The organism is Pseudomonas sp. 1L-C-7-B-C1 (genome assembly GCF_057291635.1).
On the sequence record NZ_JBXAWH010000002.1, the window covers coordinates 162,038 to 180,494 of the forward strand.

General features: G+C 58.8%; 20 protein-coding genes, 1 tRNA gene and 1 pseudogene. 4 read left to right on the top strand and 18 right to left on the bottom strand.

Annotated features, from left to right (window positions below):
• Positions 1–16: 16 nt before the first annotated feature.
• From AC0Z8Z_RS03880 to AC0Z8Z_RS03890, 3 genes are read right to left on the bottom strand one after another with little or no spacing between them, the layout of a single operon-like run.
• Positions 17–850 carry a formyl transferase gene (locus AC0Z8Z_RS03880; RefSeq protein WP_485617967.1) on the bottom strand — a complete coding sequence of 278 codons (834 nt, stop codon included), beginning with the start codon at positions 848–850 and terminating at the stop codon, positions 17–19.
• Positions 851–861: 11 nt separating this feature from the next.
• Complete coding sequence (locus tag AC0Z8Z_RS03885; RefSeq protein ID WP_485617968.1) at positions 862–1,854, bottom strand: TauD/TfdA family dioxygenase; 993 nt, start codon at positions 1,852–1,854, stop codon at positions 862–864.
• Between the two features lie 37 nt (positions 1,855–1,891).
• Positions 1,892–2,092: an MbtH family protein gene (locus AC0Z8Z_RS03890; RefSeq protein WP_122538284.1), complete on the bottom strand. Its 201-nt coding sequence runs from the start codon at positions 2,090–2,092 to the stop codon at positions 1,892–1,894.
• A 346-nt stretch (positions 2,093–2,438) separates the two neighbouring features.
• Between AC0Z8Z_RS03890 and mltA the strand changes: the two genes are divergently transcribed.
• Together mltA and AC0Z8Z_RS03900 are read left to right on the top strand one after the other, a co-directional pair.
• Positions 2,439–3,596, top strand: a complete 1,158-nt coding sequence (mltA, locus tag AC0Z8Z_RS03895) for an MltA domain-containing protein (protein WP_122624226.1) — start codon at positions 2,439–2,441, stop codon at positions 3,594–3,596.
• 119 nt (positions 3,597–3,715) lie between these two features.
• Positions 3,716–4,927, top strand: a complete 1,212-nt coding sequence (locus AC0Z8Z_RS03900) for an MFS transporter (protein ID WP_485617970.1) — start codon at positions 3,716–3,718, stop codon at positions 4,925–4,927.
• Positions 4,928–5,005: 78 nt separating this feature from the next.
• On the opposite strand, the gene AC0Z8Z_RS03905 is transcribed toward AC0Z8Z_RS03900, so the two are convergent.
• Both AC0Z8Z_RS03905 and AC0Z8Z_RS03910 read right to left on the bottom strand, forming a co-directional pair.
• A complete protein-coding gene (locus tag AC0Z8Z_RS03905) occupies positions 5,006–5,404 on the bottom strand; it encodes a DUF2934 domain-containing protein (RefSeq protein ID WP_240356686.1) in 399 nt (132 codons plus the stop codon).
• Positions 5,405–5,414: 10 nt separating this feature from the next.
• Positions 5,415–5,747: an ElaB/YgaM/YqjD family protein gene (locus tag AC0Z8Z_RS03910; protein WP_485617971.1), complete on the bottom strand. Its 333-nt coding sequence runs from the start codon at positions 5,745–5,747 to the stop codon at positions 5,415–5,417.
• Between the two features lie 167 nt (positions 5,748–5,914).
• On the opposite strand from AC0Z8Z_RS03910, the gene pseH reads away from it, so the two are divergent.
• Entirely contained in the window at positions 5,915–6,469 is a 555-nt protein-coding gene (gene pseH, locus AC0Z8Z_RS03915) for a UDP-4-amino-4,6-dideoxy-N-acetyl-beta-L-altrosamine N-acetyltransferase (protein WP_485617972.1), read from the top strand.
• A 59-nt stretch (positions 6,470–6,528) separates the two neighbouring features.
• Here the strand turns inward: pseH and AC0Z8Z_RS03920 are convergent, their stop codons facing one another.
• The 4 genes and pseudogenes from AC0Z8Z_RS03920 to AC0Z8Z_RS03935 all read right to left on the bottom strand — a co-directional run.
• Complete coding sequence (locus tag AC0Z8Z_RS03920) at positions 6,529–6,747, bottom strand: hypothetical protein (RefSeq protein WP_122538275.1); 219 nt, start codon at positions 6,745–6,747, stop codon at positions 6,529–6,531.
• A 146-nt stretch (positions 6,748–6,893) separates the two neighbouring features.
• On the bottom strand, positions 6,894–7,115 hold the full coding sequence (locus tag AC0Z8Z_RS03925) for a hypothetical protein (RefSeq protein WP_122538273.1): 222 nt from the start codon (positions 7,113–7,115) through the stop codon (positions 6,894–6,896).
• A gap of 301 nt (positions 7,116–7,416) precedes the next feature.
• On the bottom strand, positions 7,417–8,289 hold the full coding sequence (locus AC0Z8Z_RS03930) for a methyl-accepting chemotaxis protein (protein ID WP_485618261.1): 873 nt from the start codon (positions 8,287–8,289) through the stop codon (positions 7,417–7,419).
• Positions 8,272–9,345: pseudogene (locus AC0Z8Z_RS03935) on the bottom strand (methyl-accepting chemotaxis protein); the annotation flags it as partial. The gene AC0Z8Z_RS03930 and the pseudogene AC0Z8Z_RS03935, both read right to left, overlap by 18 nt.
• A gap of 510 nt (positions 9,346–9,855) precedes the next feature.
• On the opposite strand from AC0Z8Z_RS03935, the gene AC0Z8Z_RS03940 reads away from it, so the two are divergent.
• Positions 9,856–10,287, top strand: coding sequence for a hypothetical protein (locus tag AC0Z8Z_RS03940; RefSeq protein ID WP_485617974.1), 432 nt, complete (start codon positions 9,856–9,858; stop codon positions 10,285–10,287).
• Between the two features lie 421 nt (positions 10,288–10,708).
• Here the strand turns inward: AC0Z8Z_RS03940 and AC0Z8Z_RS03945 are convergent.
• From AC0Z8Z_RS03945 to thrS, 9 genes are all read right to left on the bottom strand, one after another.
• Positions 10,709–10,785 (bottom strand) — tRNA-Pro (locus tag AC0Z8Z_RS03945).
• Positions 10,786–10,893: 108 nt separating this feature from the next.
• Complete coding sequence (locus AC0Z8Z_RS03950; protein ID WP_074887387.1) at positions 10,894–11,250, bottom strand: MerR family transcriptional regulator; 357 nt, start codon at positions 11,248–11,250, stop codon at positions 10,894–10,896.
• Positions 11,231–11,533, bottom strand: a complete 303-nt coding sequence (ihfA, locus tag AC0Z8Z_RS03955; protein WP_002553164.1) for an integration host factor subunit alpha — start codon at positions 11,531–11,533, stop codon at positions 11,231–11,233. Before ihfA ends, AC0Z8Z_RS03950 begins: the two co-directional genes overlap by 20 nt.
• Positions 11,534–11,536: 3 nt before the next feature.
• Positions 11,537–13,915: a phenylalanine--tRNA ligase subunit beta gene (pheT, locus tag AC0Z8Z_RS03960; RefSeq protein WP_485617975.1), complete on the bottom strand. Its 2,379-nt coding sequence runs from the start codon at positions 13,913–13,915 to the stop codon at positions 11,537–11,539.
• Positions 13,916–13,947: 32 nt separating this feature from the next.
• Positions 13,948–14,964: a phenylalanine--tRNA ligase subunit alpha gene (pheS, locus tag AC0Z8Z_RS03965; RefSeq protein WP_065991532.1), complete on the bottom strand. Its 1,017-nt coding sequence runs from the start codon at positions 14,962–14,964 to the stop codon at positions 13,948–13,950.
• Positions 14,965–15,068: 104 nt separating this feature from the next.
• Positions 15,069–15,425 carry a 50S ribosomal protein L20 gene (gene rplT / locus AC0Z8Z_RS03970; protein ID WP_007905879.1) on the bottom strand — a complete coding sequence of 119 codons (357 nt, stop codon included), beginning with the start codon at positions 15,423–15,425 and terminating at the stop codon, positions 15,069–15,071.
• Positions 15,426–15,453: 28 nt separating this feature from the next.
• Entirely contained in the window at positions 15,454–15,648 is a 195-nt protein-coding gene (gene rpmI, locus AC0Z8Z_RS03975) for a 50S ribosomal protein L35 (protein ID WP_003442181.1), read from the bottom strand.
• 60 nt (positions 15,649–15,708) lie between these two features.
• Positions 15,709–16,260, bottom strand: coding sequence for a translation initiation factor IF-3 (gene infC, locus AC0Z8Z_RS03980; RefSeq protein WP_172613086.1), 552 nt, complete (start codon positions 16,258–16,260; stop codon positions 15,709–15,711).
• Positions 16,260–18,182, bottom strand: coding sequence for a threonine--tRNA ligase (thrS, locus tag AC0Z8Z_RS03985; protein ID WP_122538259.1), 1,923 nt, complete (start codon positions 18,180–18,182; stop codon positions 16,260–16,262). Before thrS ends, infC begins: the two co-directional genes overlap by 1 nt.
• Between the last annotated feature and the right edge of the window lie 275 nt (positions 18,183–18,457).

The window sequence follows — 18,457 nt, forward strand, 5'->3', positions numbered from 1 at the left end:
GTTCAACCACGTACGATCAATGAGACCGCTGCCGCGCCAGCACCCACAACCCCTGCTCCAACGCCGGAAACAGGCTGTTGTTGAAGTTGTTCCAACGCAGTTCGAGGATGGTGTCGTCCGCCGCGATGGGCGTGTCGAGCACATCGAACACCACCTCACCGGAGTCAATGCCGGTGTCGACGTAATGGAAGGACGCGCCGGTCATGTTCACCACCGGAATGTCGACCATCTCCCGCGTGGTCCAGTCGACCACTTTCTTGCCGCGGGCGCCGTACAGCGCGTCGAGGGTGGCGTACGCGCCGCGCCGCTCGTAAGGCGATTCCAGACGCGTGATGCCCGGGTGCACGTTGAAGATGCGCCGATGGAAATCAGCGCCTTCACGCACCAGTTCATCGAGGATCACCAGCAGCCCGTCGAGCACCACGATGTCGGCGCCCAGCGCGTGCAGGCGCTCGCCGAGACGTCGCTCGAAATCCGATTTGCCGGCCGGCCGCGCGCTGCCGCCCAAAGGCAAGGCGCGGTAGCTCGAAGGCACGTTTTCAAGCAGGTCATCGACCTTGCGACCCTGAACCGTCAGGCCCGCCGGGTAGAACCAGTGCGCGCCCTGCCCCGGCGCGAAACCGTAATCCTTAATGCTCTCGCGATCGCGTGCCGACTCGGGGTTCTCGTCGTAGATGATCGCTTCCAGGGAATAGTGATCGCCGAGGGCGGTGTCGTTGAGCGCTTTGACCAGGTACTCCAGTGGCGAGGTCATGTAGCGCTGTTCGCCGTGGTAATCGACGTATTGACCGGCCTTGTCCGCCGCTGCGTTACGCAACGACCAGACGTAAACAAGCTTGGTTTTCTGCATGAATATCGGACTCAGGAAAGGGTGTGCAGGGTGTTGCCGCTGACGCCTTCGGCCATGGCAACCACGACTTTGCGCTCACCGCTGAACGGCTTGCGCGAGTGCGCCGTGAGCATGTTGTCGAGCATCAGCACGTCGCCGGTCTGCCACGGGAAGACCACTTCGCATTCGCTCAGCACGCCCCGAATTTCCGCCAGCGCGTCGGCCTCCAGCGGGCTGCCGTCGCCGTAATAGACGTTGCGCGGCAGGCCTTCTTCGCCAACGGTGTCGAGGAGGATTTCCTGCATTTCTTCATCCAGGTTCGACAGGTGAAACAGGTGTGCCTGATTGAACCAGACCCAGTCTCTGGTACGCGGATGCTGGGCGACGCCTTGCACCAACTGCCGGGTGCGCAGGTCGCCGTCCTCGTTCCAGTCGCACTGGATGCCCCGGCTGCGGCAGTAATCCTCGACGTCGCTGTGACGGTCGGTGTTGAACACCTGCTGCCAGGTCAGGTCGAGGCCGTTGCCGTAGTTGCGCACGTACATCAGGCGCTTTTCTTCAAAGCGTTTGCGCAGGGCCGGGCTGATGCGCTGGAACACGCGGCGGCTGTCGGCAATCGGCGTTTCGCCGCCGCTGACCGCGGCTTTGGCGCAGTAGAAGAAGATGCGCATGGGCCATTCGGTGGTGTAGGCCTGTTCGTTGTGCAGGGGGATCGAGCGGTGGGCCGGGTATTCGGTGGAGGTGTAGACGCCTTTGCCATCGACCTGGCTGCGCGGGGTGGAGCCGAATTCGTAGTTGAGCAACGGATGGCCGAAGGAGGCGGCAAATCGCTGGAAGCCTTCCACCCCTTCAGGGGTGAATCCGCTGAAGAGGATGGCGCCGTCGCGCTCCAGGGACTGGTTGACGATGCTGCGCAGGGCGTCGATTTCGGCGGCCAGGGAAGCCCCGGCCTGGCAGGGCTGGACGCGCAGGGGAAAGCCGGCTTCGAGGCGCAGGCGTTCGGGGGTGAGCATGCGCATGTTCATGGGCGGTACGCTCCTGATGTGGCTGAAGGGGGTGGATTCAGGCCATCGCCTTGCGCAGGCTGAGGGGACGCATGTCGGTCCAGACGCTTTCGATGTGGTTGAGGCAGGTCTGTTTGTCGCCTTCGACGCCGACGCTTTTCCAGCCGTCCGGGATGGCTTTGTAGTCGGGCCAGATGGAGTACTGTTCTTCGTGGTTGATGACGACCCGGAACTGTGTGCTTTCGCTGTCGAAGCTCATGTGTAAACCCTCATGGTGTTGGAACGGCGCAGGTAAGCGCGCCTTATCTGAAAGACGAATGAGGGGACGAAGTGGTTAGTCTTTTTTTAAAAACCTTCAAAGCCGATCAAGGGCGGATGAGGTGCGACGGACAGGGTGAAGTGAGTGTGTCCACCAAGGGGTCGGTACACACACAAAATATCTGGGGTTTGAGATGAAGCATTCGCGCGCAAATCCGCCGCGCATTCAAGGCGCTTGCGCCGCCACGTGAGCTTTCATTCAAATGATTCCCTCATCCATTTGACGCAGCCCTCGGCTTTCACCAAGCTAGCCGCCTTCGCATGATTCTCAGGAAACACCCCGCGTGATGACCACAAGCCTGCACTGGCGCCGTTTCGTATTCTGCCTCGCTCCATTGATCGCCCTGCTCGCCGCCTGTGACGGCGGCGCGCCGAAGACCAAGCCTTCCGAAGCGACGACCTACGTCAGCGTCGAGTGGGACAAACTGCCGGCGGTGAACGACACCGACCTGATGGCCGGCTACAACAGCTGGTTCTCGGCGTGCAAGCGTCTGGCCAAGGACGCGGTCTGGGGCGGCACCTGCGCCCTCGCCGCCCAGGTGCCGCAGAACCCGGCGGCCGTGCGCGACTTTCTCAAGAATCAACTGCAGGTCTACAGCCTGCGCTCCTCCGAGCACGGCGCCAACGGGCTGATCACCGGCTATTACGAACCGATCTACAAAGGGAGCGAGCAACGCAACGACGCACACCCGGTGGCGGTGTACGGCGTGCCCGATGACCTGATCATCGTCAACCTCGACAGCATCTATCCCGAACTCAAGGGCAAGCGCCTGCGCGGGCGGCTTGACGGCCGCGTGCTGCGTCCCTACGACGATGCCGCAACCATCGGCAACAAAGGCGCCAATGCCCCCGTGCTGGCCTGGCTGGAAAACCCCATCGACCTGCAGTTCCTGCAAATCCAGGGTTCGGGTCGGGTTCAGCTGGAGAATGGCCGTCAGTTGCGCATCGCCTACGCCGATCAAAACGGCTACCCCTACAAGCCGATCGGCCGCTGGCTGGTGGAGCAAGGGCAATTAACCAAGGACGAAGTGTCGATGGGCCGCATCCGCGACTGGGCGATCGCGCACCCCGAACGCGTGAATGAACTGCTGGGCAGCAACCCGAGTTATGTGTTCTTCACCTTGCGCCCGGACAGCACCGAAGGGCCGCGCGGCTCGCTGAATGTGCCGCTGACCGCTGGCTACAGCGTGGCGATTGATCGCAAGGTCATCCCCCTCGGCAGCCTGTTGTGGCTGTCGTCGACCCGCCCCGACGGCACGCCGCTGGTGCGCCCGGTCGCGGCGCAGGACACCGGCGGCGCTATTGCCGGCGAAGTCCGCGCCGACATGTTCTGGGGCACCGGCGACGCGGCCGGCGAACTGGCTGGCAATATGAAGCAGCAGGGCCAGATCTGGATGCTGTGGCCCAAGGGCGCCGCCCTGCCCGATGCCAAGCCCAAGGACTGATCATGCTGAACCGCCGACTGATGCGCCACCCGCATCAGCCGGCTTGTATCGCGGGTTGAACTGAAATCGGTTTCAGGCATCACAGCATGCTTCTTCCCGGAAACCCTCCTCGATCTCCCATGACTACCTCCCACACTCCCCCGGCCTTCAATATGGGCTGGCTGCTGTTCGCCCTTGCCATGGGCGCGTTTGCCATCGGCACCTCCGAATTTGCGTCAATGACGTTGCTGCCCTTTATCGCCAATGACTTCCAGGTGACCCAGCCCCTCGCCGGGCATGCCATCAGCGCCTACGCGCTGGGCGTGGTCATCGGTTCGCCGGTGATCATGGTCCTCGGTGTGCGCCTGCCCCGTCGAGCCTTGCTGGTAGCGCTCGCCGCCTTCATCGGAATCGCCAACGCGCTGAGTGCCATTGCGCCTTCGCTGCCATGGCTGGTGTTCTTCCGCTTTCTCAGCGGCTTCCCCCATGGCGCGTATTTCGGCGTCGCCATGCTGCTGGCCGCTTCGCTGGTGCCGAAGAACCGTCGCGCCCAGGCGGTCTCCCGCGTGTTCCTGGGGCTGACCATCGCCACCATCATCGGCGTGCCGTTCGCCACCTGGATCGGCCAGACCCTCGGCTGGCGCTGGGGTTTGGCCATTGTCGCCGGACTCGCCGCGATCACGGCGGTGCTGATCCGCTGCCTCGCGCCCGCGTCGCCCGCCGAAGCTGACGCCAGCCCGTTGCGCGAACTCAACGCCCTGCGCTCGCGGCAAGTCTGGCTGACCCTGGGCATCGCCGGCATCGGCTTCGGCGGGATCTTCTGCGTGTACACCTATCTGGCGGCCACGCTGATCGAGGTCACTCACGCTTCCGATTTCATGATCCCGGTGGTGATGGCCGTGTTCGGCCTGGGCACCACGGTGGGCAACCTCATCTGCGGATGGGCCGCCGACCGCGCAACCATGCTCGCCGCAGGCGTCTCGCTGGGCTTCACCGCGCTGGTGCTGGCGCTCTACCCGTCGGCCACCGATAACCTGTGGCTGCTCATTCCGCTGGTGTTTTTCATCGGGTGCGGTGTGGGCCTGGCAGCGATTCTGCAAACCCGCCTGATGGACGTTGCCCCCCACGCGCAATCCCTGGCGGGCGCACTGGTGCAAAGCGCATTCAACGTGGCCAACGCCATCGGGCCACTGGTGGGTGGCTTGGTGATTGCGGCGGGTTACGGTCTGCCGGCCACGGGCTATGCGGCAGCGGCGCTGACCCTTGGCGGGTTGGGCATGTGGTATTGGGCACTGATGGATGCGCGGCACGCGGAGCGCCGCGTTGTCAGGCATCCGACCGGGTCAGTTTGAATGCTGAGGGCTGGTGCCTGATTGTGACGTTGATTCAAGCGTCGCCCTGACACTGCGCCCGGGCGCGCTCTGGACTTCTCATGCGTCGGGGCCGGACTCGTCGGGCGACGGGAACAAGGTATCGACCTTATGCTTGCTGGAAGTGCGGACCGGTGCCATGGCGGCGGACTCCGCCAAGCGCGTGGCCATTTCCCAGTGACGGGATTCCTGCCCTTCCGGCTTGCCTTCGGTCTCCCAGATCAACTGGGCCAACTGACGAACAGTGTCTTCGTCGACATTCATGCGTATCCCCCATTTATGCTTGCGCAAGACATTGGCCGGCGCCAAAGCGGTGCCGAATCCATCGTCCGCTACGGTACCCGCCATGAACAGTACCAGCCGGTAACGAGGGTAAATGACGGGCGTGCAGAGGCCGGCGAACGCCAGCCGGCCGCTGGTCGGACTTAACGGATCCACCGGAAATCGACGGCGAACCACGATGGCCTCCTCAATCCCTGTTGCGTTTGAGCAGCAGGCTGGCCACCAGGCCCAGTCCCGCAGCGACACCGACGGCGGCCCATGGATGGGTCGTCACGTAGGACTTGGCAGTGCCCACCGCTCGGGTCAGCGCGGGTTGGGCGTCCATTTCGATGTCGCTCACCGCAGTAGTGCCACGGGCAAGGAAATCCTTGAGCCGCTCATGGGCCTGAGTGGTGCGATCCTCGTTCAAGGCATCCCCTGCCGCCAGTAAGGCATTGGTCTCATCGAGAAAAGTGTTCAGCTCGGAACGGGTTTTCTGATAAAGATCTTCACGAAGTTGTTCAGTGATATCGCTTGCCATAATAATTCTGCCTCCTGGGTGTGAGAAAGGTTGACTGAAGCGCGAATCGATTCGTTCCAGCGACTTTTAAAAAACCGCCTTTCGCAACGCCGCGCGTAATGAGCATCGCTCGCCAGCCAGCATGGGTCGGGACTCAATAGCCTTATGATCTGTTTAAAAGAGACTCCATGAACATCGTGCCGATCCTCGAGCTGCCCGTTGACCAGCAAGCCCACGTCCGGCAACTGCGCAATCAACCCGACGTGCGCAAGTTCATGTACACCGACCATGAGATCAGCGAGGCTGAGCATCTGAACTGGCTAGAGGGGCTTCGTGCCAGTTCGCGGCAGCACGTCTTCGTCGTGCTGATTGAGGGCGCGGCGGCGGGCGTTGTCTCGCTGAGCGCCATCAACACCACCCACCGCACAGCAGATTGGGCCTTCTATCTCGACACCACGCTGCAGGGCAAAGGCCTTGGCAGTCAGGTGGAGTTATGGATGCTCGACCACGCGTTCGGCGCCGCAGCGCTGGAGAAACTCAACTGCGAAGTGCTGGAGATCAATCCGGCAGTGATCAAGATGCATCAGAAATTCGGTTTTGTGATCGAGGGCGTTCGACGTGAAAACATCATTCGCGACGGCAAACGCGTCAGCGTGGTGCTGTTGGGCATCACCAAAACCGAATGGCAAACACAGCGGCCCAAGGTGCTGGCTGGGGTGGAGCGTATTTCCGGGCGTCGGTAGAGAGTCGCCCGAGCTGCGCAGCTAAGAGCGAGCAGGATCGCCCAGCAAAAAGGCGCGCGTCAGGCGATATTCATCAGCCGGACAGCGGGACGTTCATCAGCCTTGCAGTACAAATAGTCGCGCCACTTTCTGAAGGCGCTCTGCTGCCTGACAAACGCTTCTTCCCACTGCGTTCCTCCGACGTGCTCAACAGGGATAGACATCATTTGCTCGGTAGCCTGATCCAGCTCGCTGATCAGGTCGAGAGCGTTAGGAATATCGAAAGTCTGAGGTCGCATAATCGATCCGTTTTTTTTGGCTACTGAATGGAGTAGCCAACTCGTTGATAGTGCGCGCGTTCCGACGAGTGGCTCATTTATGTTACACATTGGCCGTGTTGCAGAAAAAACCCCACACGGGGTGGGGTTTGGTCTGACGCCAAGCGCTAGCTGTTCCCTGGAGAGGGCTCTTCGTCCTCGTCGACGGGAGGATTGTCAGGTATTTCCATCTCGTCCAGCCCTTTGTTACGGGCGGCGATGGCTGCGTCCTCTTCATTGTCGATGCCTTCAGCCGAGTCAGCACTTGCGTCGGGATAGACCTCTTCTTCGCTACCCGGCTCGGCAGGGCCTGGATACGCGTTCTCTGGCCCGTTGTCTTCGATACCCATGATGACCTCCAGTACGAGACGCAGGAAATCTGCGCTTATAGGACAGAGGTGGGTTGAGGGGAATTAGTGCCGGGTGACAGATGAATGGCGCGTTGAGCCGCTGAAACTTGCCCGCCTGTCACGCAACCAGGTCGATGAAGCAGATGATCAACGTATTCCAGGCCAGCACCTTCGCCGCGTTGCAGTCGTTAAAGTTCTCGGTATCAACATCCAGCGACCCTGAACACTGAGCGACGCACTGGGTGATGCCGCACAAAAAAACCGCCGAAGCGGTTTCTCGTGTACAGATCAGCCCAGTGGTTTACACCTTGAAGCGAGCCACCATGTTCTGCAGGGTATTGCCCAGGCGTGCCAGTTCCAATGTCGAGGCGGCACTCTGCTCCGTCGCGGTTGCGGACTGGTCGGCTACGTCACGCACACTGATGACGCTGCGATTGATTTCGTCAGTCACAGCGCTTTGCTCCTCGGCTGCGGCCGAAATTTGCTGGCTCATCTGCTCGATCGTGCAAATGGAGTGAGTGATCTCCAGGAGCGCTTGCTCGGCTTGGCGTGCCAGCTCCACGGTGCCCTCTGTCCGGCGCATGCTGGCATCCATCAGGTTCGACGCCTCCACGGTGCCGTGCTGAAGGGCCTGGATCAGCGCTTCAATTTCAGTGGTCGAGCTCTGTGTGCGCTGGGCAAGTGAGCGGACCTCGTCGGCCACCACCGCAAAACCTCGGCCCTGTTCGCCGGCGCGTGCAGCTTCGATGGCTGCGTTGAGGGCGAGCAGATTGGTCTGCTCCGCAACGGCCTTGATCACGTCGATGACGCTGCCGATCTTATCGCTGTCATGGGTCAAGCGCTGCATCGCCACGCCCAACTGACCGACTTCTCCAGACAGCTGACTGATTTCTCTGGTTGCATGCTGTACGACTGAACTGCCATGCACAGCGCGCTCGGTGGCTTGTCTGGCGGCGCGCGAAGCATCTTCGGTGTTTTGCGCAACCTCCTGCACGGTGGAAGCCATTTCGTTCATGGCCGTTGCAACTTGGTCAACCTCCAGCTTCTGCTGAGTGACGCCAGCGCTGGTCTGTTCGGTCGCGGCCGACAACTCTTCGGCGGCGGTTGCGATTTGGGTGACCCCCTGGCCGATGCCGCCAATCAATTCACGCAAGGAAGACGTCATAAGCTGCATGGTGTTTTGCAGCAGGCCCAACTCGTCTTCCCGGTCTGTGCCAATGTCGTAGGTCAGGTCACCGTCGGCGATGCGTCGGGCAGCAATGACGCTGTCGTTAAGCGGACGGGTGATCTGGCGGGTGATCAGTACCGCAGCGAGCACACCCAGCAACAGCACAACCAACGCCACGCTGAACAACTGGATGATGGCGTTGCTCTTTTCATTGTTTGCCGCAACAACCTGTGAGGCCATCAAGTCCTCGACACTTTTAACGGTGTCGGTCGTAAGCTGCTGTAACGCGTCGCGTATCTGATCATTTTGTTGCAGCATCTGCGAAATGATCGCCATGTTCTCTTTGTACTGCCGAAGCGCAACAAGCGAGGTGTCGACTGCTGCGTTTGACTGCACAGGCAGCTGACTACGGGCTGCGGACACTTGGCTAAGCAGTGCGTCCGCAGTCGCGAAAGTGGCTTGGCGATTGTCCGCGGTAGGCATGCTCAAGTAGCGACGGAATACCAGACGGAAGTTGGTCATCCCATTGCGTAAGTCGCCTGCAATTTTCACATCGTCGATAGTGGACTGGTCTGGCGAGCGCGACGCATCCTGGAGCGTTTTCTCCAGCAGGTTTTCGAAGGTCGCGCTCACCTCATCAGAGACCTTGATCAGCGGCTTCATCGCTCCATCGATTTTCTGGTTGTTGCTGACCAGTTGATCGAAGGTTTTCTTGAGTTCTGCCGCCTGATTATCGATCGCCTTGAGCATGTCCACGTTTTTGGGCACGGTCAGAATTAGCAGCCCGTTATCAATTGTGCTGTTCATTGACACAATGGCAGCGCTGTAAGCCTCCGCAGCGCTGGCACTGGGACTGGCGGCGTAAGCTTGCGCCGCCGCTTTTACGTTGAGCATATCGGCTTTCACTTCCGCGACCTTGGCTGCTTTTTCCAGGCGCTTGATCAGCAGGTCCGCGCTGCCATAGCCAATCCCGGTCACGGTCAGAACGCCCAGCAGGATGGCACCGAAGCCCAGGCCAAGCTTCTTGCTCACTTTCAAATTATCCAGCCAATTGGATCTCATAGCTTTAACCTTTGATTTTTTTCGTAATGCTTTGTCATCGACCCACTGGTTGAAAAGTTGATCAAAAAGATCATCGTCAAAACTAATGATCCAGTTCGAAGTTATCTATTGATTGAGGTCGATCCTTCTTTGGGCCACGACCCTGCCCCGAGGCCCACTCTCGTTCTGGCGAGGTCAGGCCGAATGAGGCGTTCGCAACGTGCATAAAAGGTGTTGCAGCCGATCAGCGCAAAGAGGGACTTGAACAGAACAGGACATCATTAACACTGCGATCATGACCTCGCCCCCATCCAGAAAGCGCAGTGACTGCCACCGCTACTTATATGGCCATTTTCGCTTGCCACGGATCGAGCGCGAGCGGCATCGGTATCATGCCGAGGCCCGGCATGTAGAGGATTTTCTAAACGGCCAATGGCAATCCCATCCGGCCCTTACCGAGCCGTTCCCAATCTTGAGGTGACGATGTTGGCGTGATCAAATGCCGCCGGCCTTTTGCCAGAGGGATCTGAATTGAAGCAGTATCGCGGAATCATCATATTTTTCATTGTTGTCACAGCAGTCTTTGTCCTGATTCAGGTCTGGCACGCGAGGGTTGGACCGGAAGAGGAAAAGATGGAACGAGAGCGAAAGCTTGAAGGCATCGCCGTCATTATGAGTCTCGGCACGCCAAAAATGGTTGATGATGCGAGTCGTCTCGACTCAGTCACCTACCAAGACGGCACGATGCGGGTTTCCTACACACTCACACAGTTAGCAAAGGCTGATATTGATGTTGCAGATTTTAAGACGCGGGCAAAAACTGTCGCGGTCGAGCAATCCTGCGCAAGAGAAGGTCTGGGACCTTTTGTGAAGTCCGGACTGATCCTTGTCTACACCTTCAAGGACTCAAGCGACTCACTGATAGTCAACTTGCAGGTAAGCAAGTCGGACTGCATCCAATGACGTGAGGTTGGAACGGCGCGCCTGATTGGGTCACCCTAGTATCCCGATGCCTGATCTCAATTGGATGGCTCGTTATCCGAGCCACCCGAACGTGCCAATCCAACTCAGAATATGCATCGTTGTCGCAAACCGCTCCTTCCCGAATACAAATGGGGGAATGCCGAAAACAAGCGCGAAAATCCCACACACGGAACCGATCCACCAGGCCCCATAGAAGACAAAGCCCACGCAGAGCACTAGAGCAACCAATGCGGCCCACGCCGAAAATTTTCGATCCCTCGCCTGTTCACCGTAAGGCTCGAACATCAGGCACCTCAAGTCCGTTTGTTGAAAACCGCCGGGAAGTTGCGGCGGGTTTTGCGCAAGCCAGAAATGAAAAAGGGAATCAGGCCGGTAAGTGGCTGATTCCCTTTACAAAATATGGTCGGGACGGAGTGATTCGAACACTCGACCCCTAGCACCCCATGCTAGTGCGCTACCGGACTGCGCTACGCCCCGACTAGGCGTTACTCACTGCTACTTCTGTGTTGCGGGTTCTTGCGAAAGCGTCGAGGAATATACCCTAAGCTTTTGAATGATGGAAGTATTTCGACTCACCTCGCGATGTCACTTGCGCAGCACGACCAGCACATCTTCCAGCTCGACAATCATCTGTTTGATCAACTGCTTGTACTGCAGTGAATCATCCTTGACCTCATCGCTGGACATGCGCAAACGCGCGCCGCCAATGGTGAAGCCCTGATCGTAAAGCAGCGCGCGGATCTGGCGGATCATCAGCACGTCCTGTCGCTGATAATACCGGCGGTTTCCGCGGCGCTTGACCGGGTTGAGTTGAGGAAACTCCTGCTCCCAATAACGCAGAACGTGCGGTTTGACCGCGCAGAGCTCGCTGACTTCACCGATGGTGAAGTAGCGTTTGCCGGGGATAGGCGGTAGCTCGTCGTTATGACTTGGTTCCAGCATAAGCCTCAACTCGGGCCTTCAGTTTCTGCCCTGGGCGAAAGGTGACCACACGGCGAGCGGTAATCGGGATTTCTTCCCCTGTCTTGGGATTTCGGCCCGGTCGCTGGCGTTTATCGCGCAGATCAAAGTTGCCGAATCCGGACAATTTGACCTGCTCGTTATCTTCCAGAGCGTGCCTGATTTCCTCAAAGAACAGCTCGACCAGTTCCTTGGCTTCTCGTTTGTTCAGGCCTAGCTCTTCGTACAGACGTTCGGCCATCTCAGCTTTCGTCAGAGCCCCCATACGCTACATCCTTAACGTGGCGTTTAACCTTGCCTCTAGCGAGGTGAGAATTTGCTGCGTCGAAGCGTTTACCTCATCGTCGGTAAGAGTGCGCGATGGATGTTGCCAGGTCAAGCCGACTGCAAGGCTTTTTCTAAGCGGATCAATGCCTTTACCCTGGTAAACATCAAACAGCCTGAGGTCTGTGAGCCATTCCCCTGCATTCTCTCGAATAACATCCAGCACGGCAGTCGCAGAAACATCACGATCGGCCAGCAGCGCCAGGTCGCGACGCACTTCCGGGAAGCGAGAAAGCTCATGGAATTTTGGCAGGCGGCCTGTCGCCACTTCAGCCAGAACCAGCTCGAAGACGAACACGGGACGATCAAGGCCCAAGGTCTTCGACAGTTCCGGGTGGAGTGCGCCAATGTAGCCGACTTCACGCCCGTCACGCTCGATACGTGCGGTCTGACCCGGGTGCAACGCGGGATGACTTCCGGGTACGAAACGGAAGTCATCTTGCGCACCGGCGAAGCCCAGCACGGCCTCGACGTCGGCCTTGACGTCGAAGAAGTCGACGACATCACGGCCTTGCGCCCAGCCTTCCGGCAGACGGCTGCCACAGATCACACCGGCCAGCATCGGCTCTTGCTTCAAGCCTTCCAGTTGACCGACGAAACGCAACCCGCTCTCGAACAGACGCACTCGGTCCTGCTGGCGATTGAGGTTGTGTTGCAGGGACTTCACCAGACCCGGCCACAGAGACGAACGCATCGCCGACATGTCAGCCGAGATCGGATTGGCCAGCAGCAGCGGCTCAACGCCCGGGCTGAACAGCTCGAACCATTTCTGGTCGATGAAACTGTAGGTGATCGCTTCCTGATAACCGCGAGCCACCAGCAGACGACGCAACGCCGGCAGATCGCTCCGAGCCTCGGCACGCGGTTGCGGTGCCAGGCGCGCCTGTGGGTAACGAACCGGCAGACGGTTGTAACCGTGGAGGCGGGCCAGCTCTTCGATCAGGTCGACTTCGAGGGTGATATCGAAGCGGTGGCTCGGCACCTCAACGCGCCATTGCTCACTGGCGTGAGACGCGACGGTGAGGCCGAGCGCTGTGAGCAGACGCTCTATTTCCGCTGCGTCCATCTTCATGCCAAGCATCTGCTCGATACGCTCGGCACGCAGGATGATCGGCTCAATGGAGGGCAAATGCTGGTCACTGACAGTCTCGATGACCGGACCGGCGTCGCCACCGGTGATTTCCAGAAGCAGGCCAGTGGCGCGCTCCATGGCTTCGCGAGCCAGCTGCCAGTCAACGCCACGCTCATAGCGATGGGAAGCGTCAGTGTGCAGGCCATACGAACGGGCCTTGCCGGCAACGGCGATCTGATCGAAAAAGGCGCTTTCGAGGAAGATATCGCGAGTGGTCGCGGACACACCGCTGTGCTCGCCACCCATGACACCGGCGATGGCCAGGGCACGCTGGTGGTCGGCGATGACCAGGGTATCGGCGCGCAGGCTGACTTCCTGACCGTCCAGCAAGACGAGCTTCTCGCCCTCCTCCGCCATGCGCACACGAATGCCGCCGTTGATTTCGGCAAGGTCGAACGCGTGCAGCGGCTGACCCAGCTCAAGCATCACGTAGTTGGTGATGTCGACTGCAGCGTCGATACTGCGAACGTCCGAGCGACGCAGGCGCTCAACCATCCACAGCGGGGTAGGACGTGACAGGTCGACATTGCGGATGACGCGACCCAGATAACGTGGGCATGCCGCAGAAGCGAGCACGTCTACAGGGCGCACTTCATCGTGCACGGCCGGAACCACGGCAACCTGAGGACGCGCGACGACGGCGTCATAGAGCGCACCCACTTCGCGGGCCAGACCGGCCACCGACAGGCAGTCGCCACGGTTGGGCGTCAGGTCGACTTCGATGCTCGCGTCGTCCAGTTCCAGATACACGCGCACATCCTGGCCCACCGGCGCGTCGGCCGGCAGCTCCATCAAGCCGTCGTTGCCCTCGCCCACCTGCAACTCGGCTTGTGAGCACAGCATGCCGTTGGACTCGACGCCCCGCAGCTTGGCTTTCTTGATCTTGAAATCGCCCGGCAACTCGGCGCCGATCATGGCAAACGGGATCTTCAGACCGGGGCGCACGTTCGGCGCGCCGCATACAACCTGGAAGGTCTCAGCGCCATTACTGACCTGGCAAACGCGCAGCTTGTCAGCGTCCGGGTGCTGTTCGGTGCTCAGCACCTCACCCACCACAACACCGCTGAAAACGCCCGCTGCCGGGGTGACGCTGTCTACTTCGAGGCCGGCCATCGACAGACGAGCAACCAGCTCGTCGCGGGACACTTGCGGGCTTACCCAGCCGCGCAGCCATTGTTCACTGAATTTCATCCTGCTCTCCTAAAGAATTCGTTACGGGCGACCTAGCGAAATTGCGCGAGGAACCGCAAGTCGTTGTCGAAGAACAGGCGCAAGTCGTTGACGCCATAGCGCAGCATCGCCAGACGTTCTACGCCCATGCCGAAGGCGAAGCCCTGGAATTCTTCCGGATCGATGCCCGACATGCGCAGCACGTTCGGGTGGACCATGCCGCAGCCCATGACTTCAAGCCAGCCGGTCTGTTTGCACACGCGGCAGCCTTTGCCACTGCACATCACGCACTCCATGTCGACTTCGGCCGAAGGCTCGGTGAACGGGAAATACGAAGGGCGGAAACGCACTGCCAGCTCTTTTTCAAAGAACACGCGCAGGAATTCCTCGATGGTGCCTTTCAGGTCGGCGAAGTTGATATCGCGGTCGACCAGCAGGCCTTCGACCTGGTGGAACATCGGGGAATGGGTGATATCGGAGTCACTGCGATACACACGGCCTGGGCAGACGATGCGGATCGGAGGCTTTTGCGATTCCATGGTGCGGACCTGAACCGGCGAGGTGTGGGTGCGCAGCAACATGTTCGCGTTGAAATAGAAAGTGTCGTGCATCGACCGGGCCGGGTGATGGCCTGGGATGTTGAGCGCTTCAAAGTTGTGGTAATCGTCTTCCACCTCAGGGCCTTCGGCGATGCCGTAGCCGATGTGGGTGAAGAATTGCTCGATTCGTTCCAGAGTGCGGGTAACCGGATGCAGACCACCAGTGGTCTGGCCACGGCCAGGCAGGGTCACGTCAATGGATTCGGCCGCGAGCTTGGCCGCAAGATCGGCCTCCTCAAACGATGCCTTCCGCGCATTGAGAACCTCTGTGACACGTTCCTTGGCTTCGTTGATCAGCGCGCCGACTTTCGGACGCTCATCGGCAGGCAGATTCCCCAGGGTCTTCATCACCTGAGTCAATTCGCCTTTCTTGCCAAGGTACAGAACCCGGATTTGCTCCAGGGCATTGATATCTTCGGCGCTTTGCACAGCCTCAAGTGCTTGAGAGACCAGCGCGTCCAGGTTTTCCATGTACAGACTCCAGATACAAAATAGGGGAAGAGCTTACAAGGCTCTTCCCCTATTTATGACGTTTAACACCAGACCCCGAGCGGGGTCCGGTGATTGCCGGGGACTTAGGCCAAAGTGGCTTTAGCTTTCTCGACAATCGCAGCAAACGCCGCTTTTTCGTTCACTGCCAGATCAGCCAGAACCTTACGGTCGATCTCGATCGACGCTTTTTTCAGGCCAGCGATGAAACGGCTGTAGGACAGACCGTTGATACGCGCACCAGCGTTGATACGAGCGATCCACAGAGCGCGGAACTGACGTTTTTTCTGACGACGGTCACGGTAGGCGTATTGGCCAGCCTTGATTACCGCTTGCTTGGCAACACGGAATACGCGTGAACGCGCGCCGTAGTAGCCTTTAGCAAGTTTCAGAATTTTTTTGTGACGCTTACGGGCAATGACGCCACGCTTTACACGAGCCATGAGTTAATTCCTCTGTTCTTGATCAAAATTAGCAAAGGCGCAGCATGCGCTTGACTTTTGCCACGTCGGACGGATGCAGCAAGCTGCTTCCACGCAATTGACGCTTACGCTTTGTCGACATTTTGGTCAGGATGTGGCTCTTGAAAGCGTGCTTGTGCTTGATGCCATTCGCGGTTTTCAAAAACCGCTTAGCTGCACCACTTTTAGTCTTCATCTTTGGCATGTTCGGATACTCCGCATTCAGTTGATAAACATAACCGCAAGGCCTGCCGTGCCCTGGTGGTTATTTCTTCTTTTTCGGGGCGATGACCATGATCAGCTGGCGTCCTTCCATCTTAGGATGCTGTTCGACCGAACCGTATTCGAGCAGGTCAGCTTCGACCCGCTTCAACAGTTCCATCCCCAGCTCCTGGTGGGCCATCTCACGACCGCGAAATCTCAAGGAAATCTTGGCCCTGTCCCCGTCACTCAGGAAACGTACCAGGTTGCGTAGTTTTACCTGGTAATCCCCTTCCTCCGTCCCTGGACGAAACTTGATTTCTTTAACCTGGATCTGCTTCTGATTCTTCTTGGCGGCAGCAACCTGTTTCTTCTTCTCGAAGATCGATTTGCCGTAGTCCATCAGTTTGCAAACAGGGGGTACTGCATCGGCGGAAATTTCCACCAGATCCAGTTTGGCCTCTTCAGCCTTAAGAAGCGCGTCTTCAATTGACACAATCCCAAGCTGCTCACCCTCAGCCCCAATTAAACGAACCTCACGTGCCGAGATATTCTCGTTGATCGGGGCTTTCGGTGCAGCTCGTTTATCTTGTCTCATTTCACGCTTAATAATAATTACTCCGAATCTTGGCGACCACGCCGGGAAACCGCTTGTGCAAGGAACTCCGAGAACTGGGCGACCGGCATCGAGCCAAGGTCTGCGCCTTCACGTGTACGCACAGCGACAGTTTGTGTTTCAACCTCCCGATCCCCAATCACGAGGAGATACGGAATTTTGAGCAACGTATGCTCGCGGATTTTAAAGCCGATCTTTTCATTTCTCAAGTCGGACTTGGCACGGAATCCGCTTTGCGCCAATGTTTTTTCCACCTCAAGGGCAAAATCAGCCTGTTTGTCAGTGATATTCATGATCACTGCTTGAGTTGGAGCAAGCCACGCAGGAAACGCGCCTTCGTAATGCTCGATCAGGATTCCGATGAAGCGCTCGAAGGAGCCAAGAATTGCGCGGTGCAACATGACCGGGTGCTTGCGACCGTTGTCTTCCGACACGAATTCGGCGCCCAGACGGATCGGCAGGTTGAAATCGAGCTGCAGAGTACCGCATTGCCAGACGCGACCCAAGCAATCCTTGAGAGAAAATTCGATCTTCGGACCGTAGAACGCACCCTCGCCCGGTTGCAAATCGTACGGCAGGCCAGCACTGTCAAGGGCTGCAGCCAGCGCGGACTCGGCGCGATCCCACAATTCATCGGAGCCGACACGTTTCTCCGGCCGGGTCGACAGCTTCATTTCGATGTCTTTAAAACCGAAATCGGCGTAGACGGCCATGGTCAGCTTGATGAACGCGGCGGATTCAGCCTGCATTTGTTCTTCGGTGCAGAAGATATGCGCATCGTCTTGGGTGAACGCTCGGACACGCATGATGCCGTGCAGGGCGCCAGAAGGTTCGTTGCGGTGGCAAGCGCCGAATTCGGCCAGACGCATCGGCAATTCGCGGTAGCTTTTCAGGCCCTGATTGAACACCTGCACGTGGCAAGGGCAGTTCATCGGCTTGATGGCGTAGTCGCGGTTTTCCGACTCGGTGGTGAACATATTCTCGGCGTAGTTCGCCCAGTGCCCGGACTTCTCCCACAGGGAGCGATCGACAACCTGAGGCGTTTTGATCTCCAGGTAGCCGTTCTCGCGCTGGGTCTTGCGCATGTACTGCTCGAGAACCTGGTAGAGCGTCCAGCCGTTCGGGTGCCAGAAGACCATGCCCGGCGCTTCTTCCTGGGTATGGAACAGGCCCAGACGCTTGCCTATCTTGCGGTGATCGCGTTTTTCGGCTTCTTCGATGCGCTGAATGTAAGCCGCCAGCTGCTTCTTGTCGGCCCAGGCCGTGCCATAAACGCGCTGCAATTGCTCGTTTTTGGCATCGCCGCGCCAGTAGGCGCCGGACAGCTTGGTCAATTTGAACGACTTCAGAAAACGGGTATTCGGCACGTGCGGGCCGCGGCACATGTCGACGTATTCTTCGTGGTAGTACAGGCCCATGGCCTGCTCGTTTGGCATGTCTTCGACCAGACGCAGCTTGTAGTCTTCGCCACGGGCCGTAAACACGTCGATCACTTCCGCGCGCGGCGTGACTTTCTTGATGACGTCGTAATCCTTTTCGATCAGCTGTTGCATGCGCTGCTCGATCGCCGCCATGTCGTCCGGCGTGAAAGGACGCTCATAGGCGATATCGTAATAGAAGCCATCATCGATGACCGGGCCAATCACCATCTTTGCAGTCGGATAGAGCTGCTTGACGGCATGGCCAACCAGGTGCGCGCAGGAGTGACGAATGATCTCCAGGCCTTCCTGATCCTTGGGGGTGATGATTTGCAGGCTCGCATCGGTGTCGATGATGTCGCTGGCATCAACCAGTTGACCGTTGACCTTGCCGGCTACGGTGGCTTTGGCCAGGCCCGCACCAATGGATGCTGCGACCTCGGCAACGGATACCGGGTGATCGAAAGAACGTTGACTGCCGTCGGGAAGAGTAATAGTTGGCATGGCGCCTCCTCTCCTAGTGGTGACCCCTACCAAAGGTCACGTGGGTGGGATAGAGCCAGTACGCGATTCGGTGGTATGCCTGCCTCACAGTGGCAGGAGCCCGAAGGCCAACCTGAAGACCGAACCAGAGTGACTGGAACTTACGAAATCGACAGAACTTGCAGCAGGGCACCGGGGCCCCGCGAGACGCGAGCTAATCTGCAGGCGCGCATGCTATCACAGCGTTACGGCAGGGTCAGCTAAACGGTGGCTGGCGTCGCACGCGGATCAGCAAT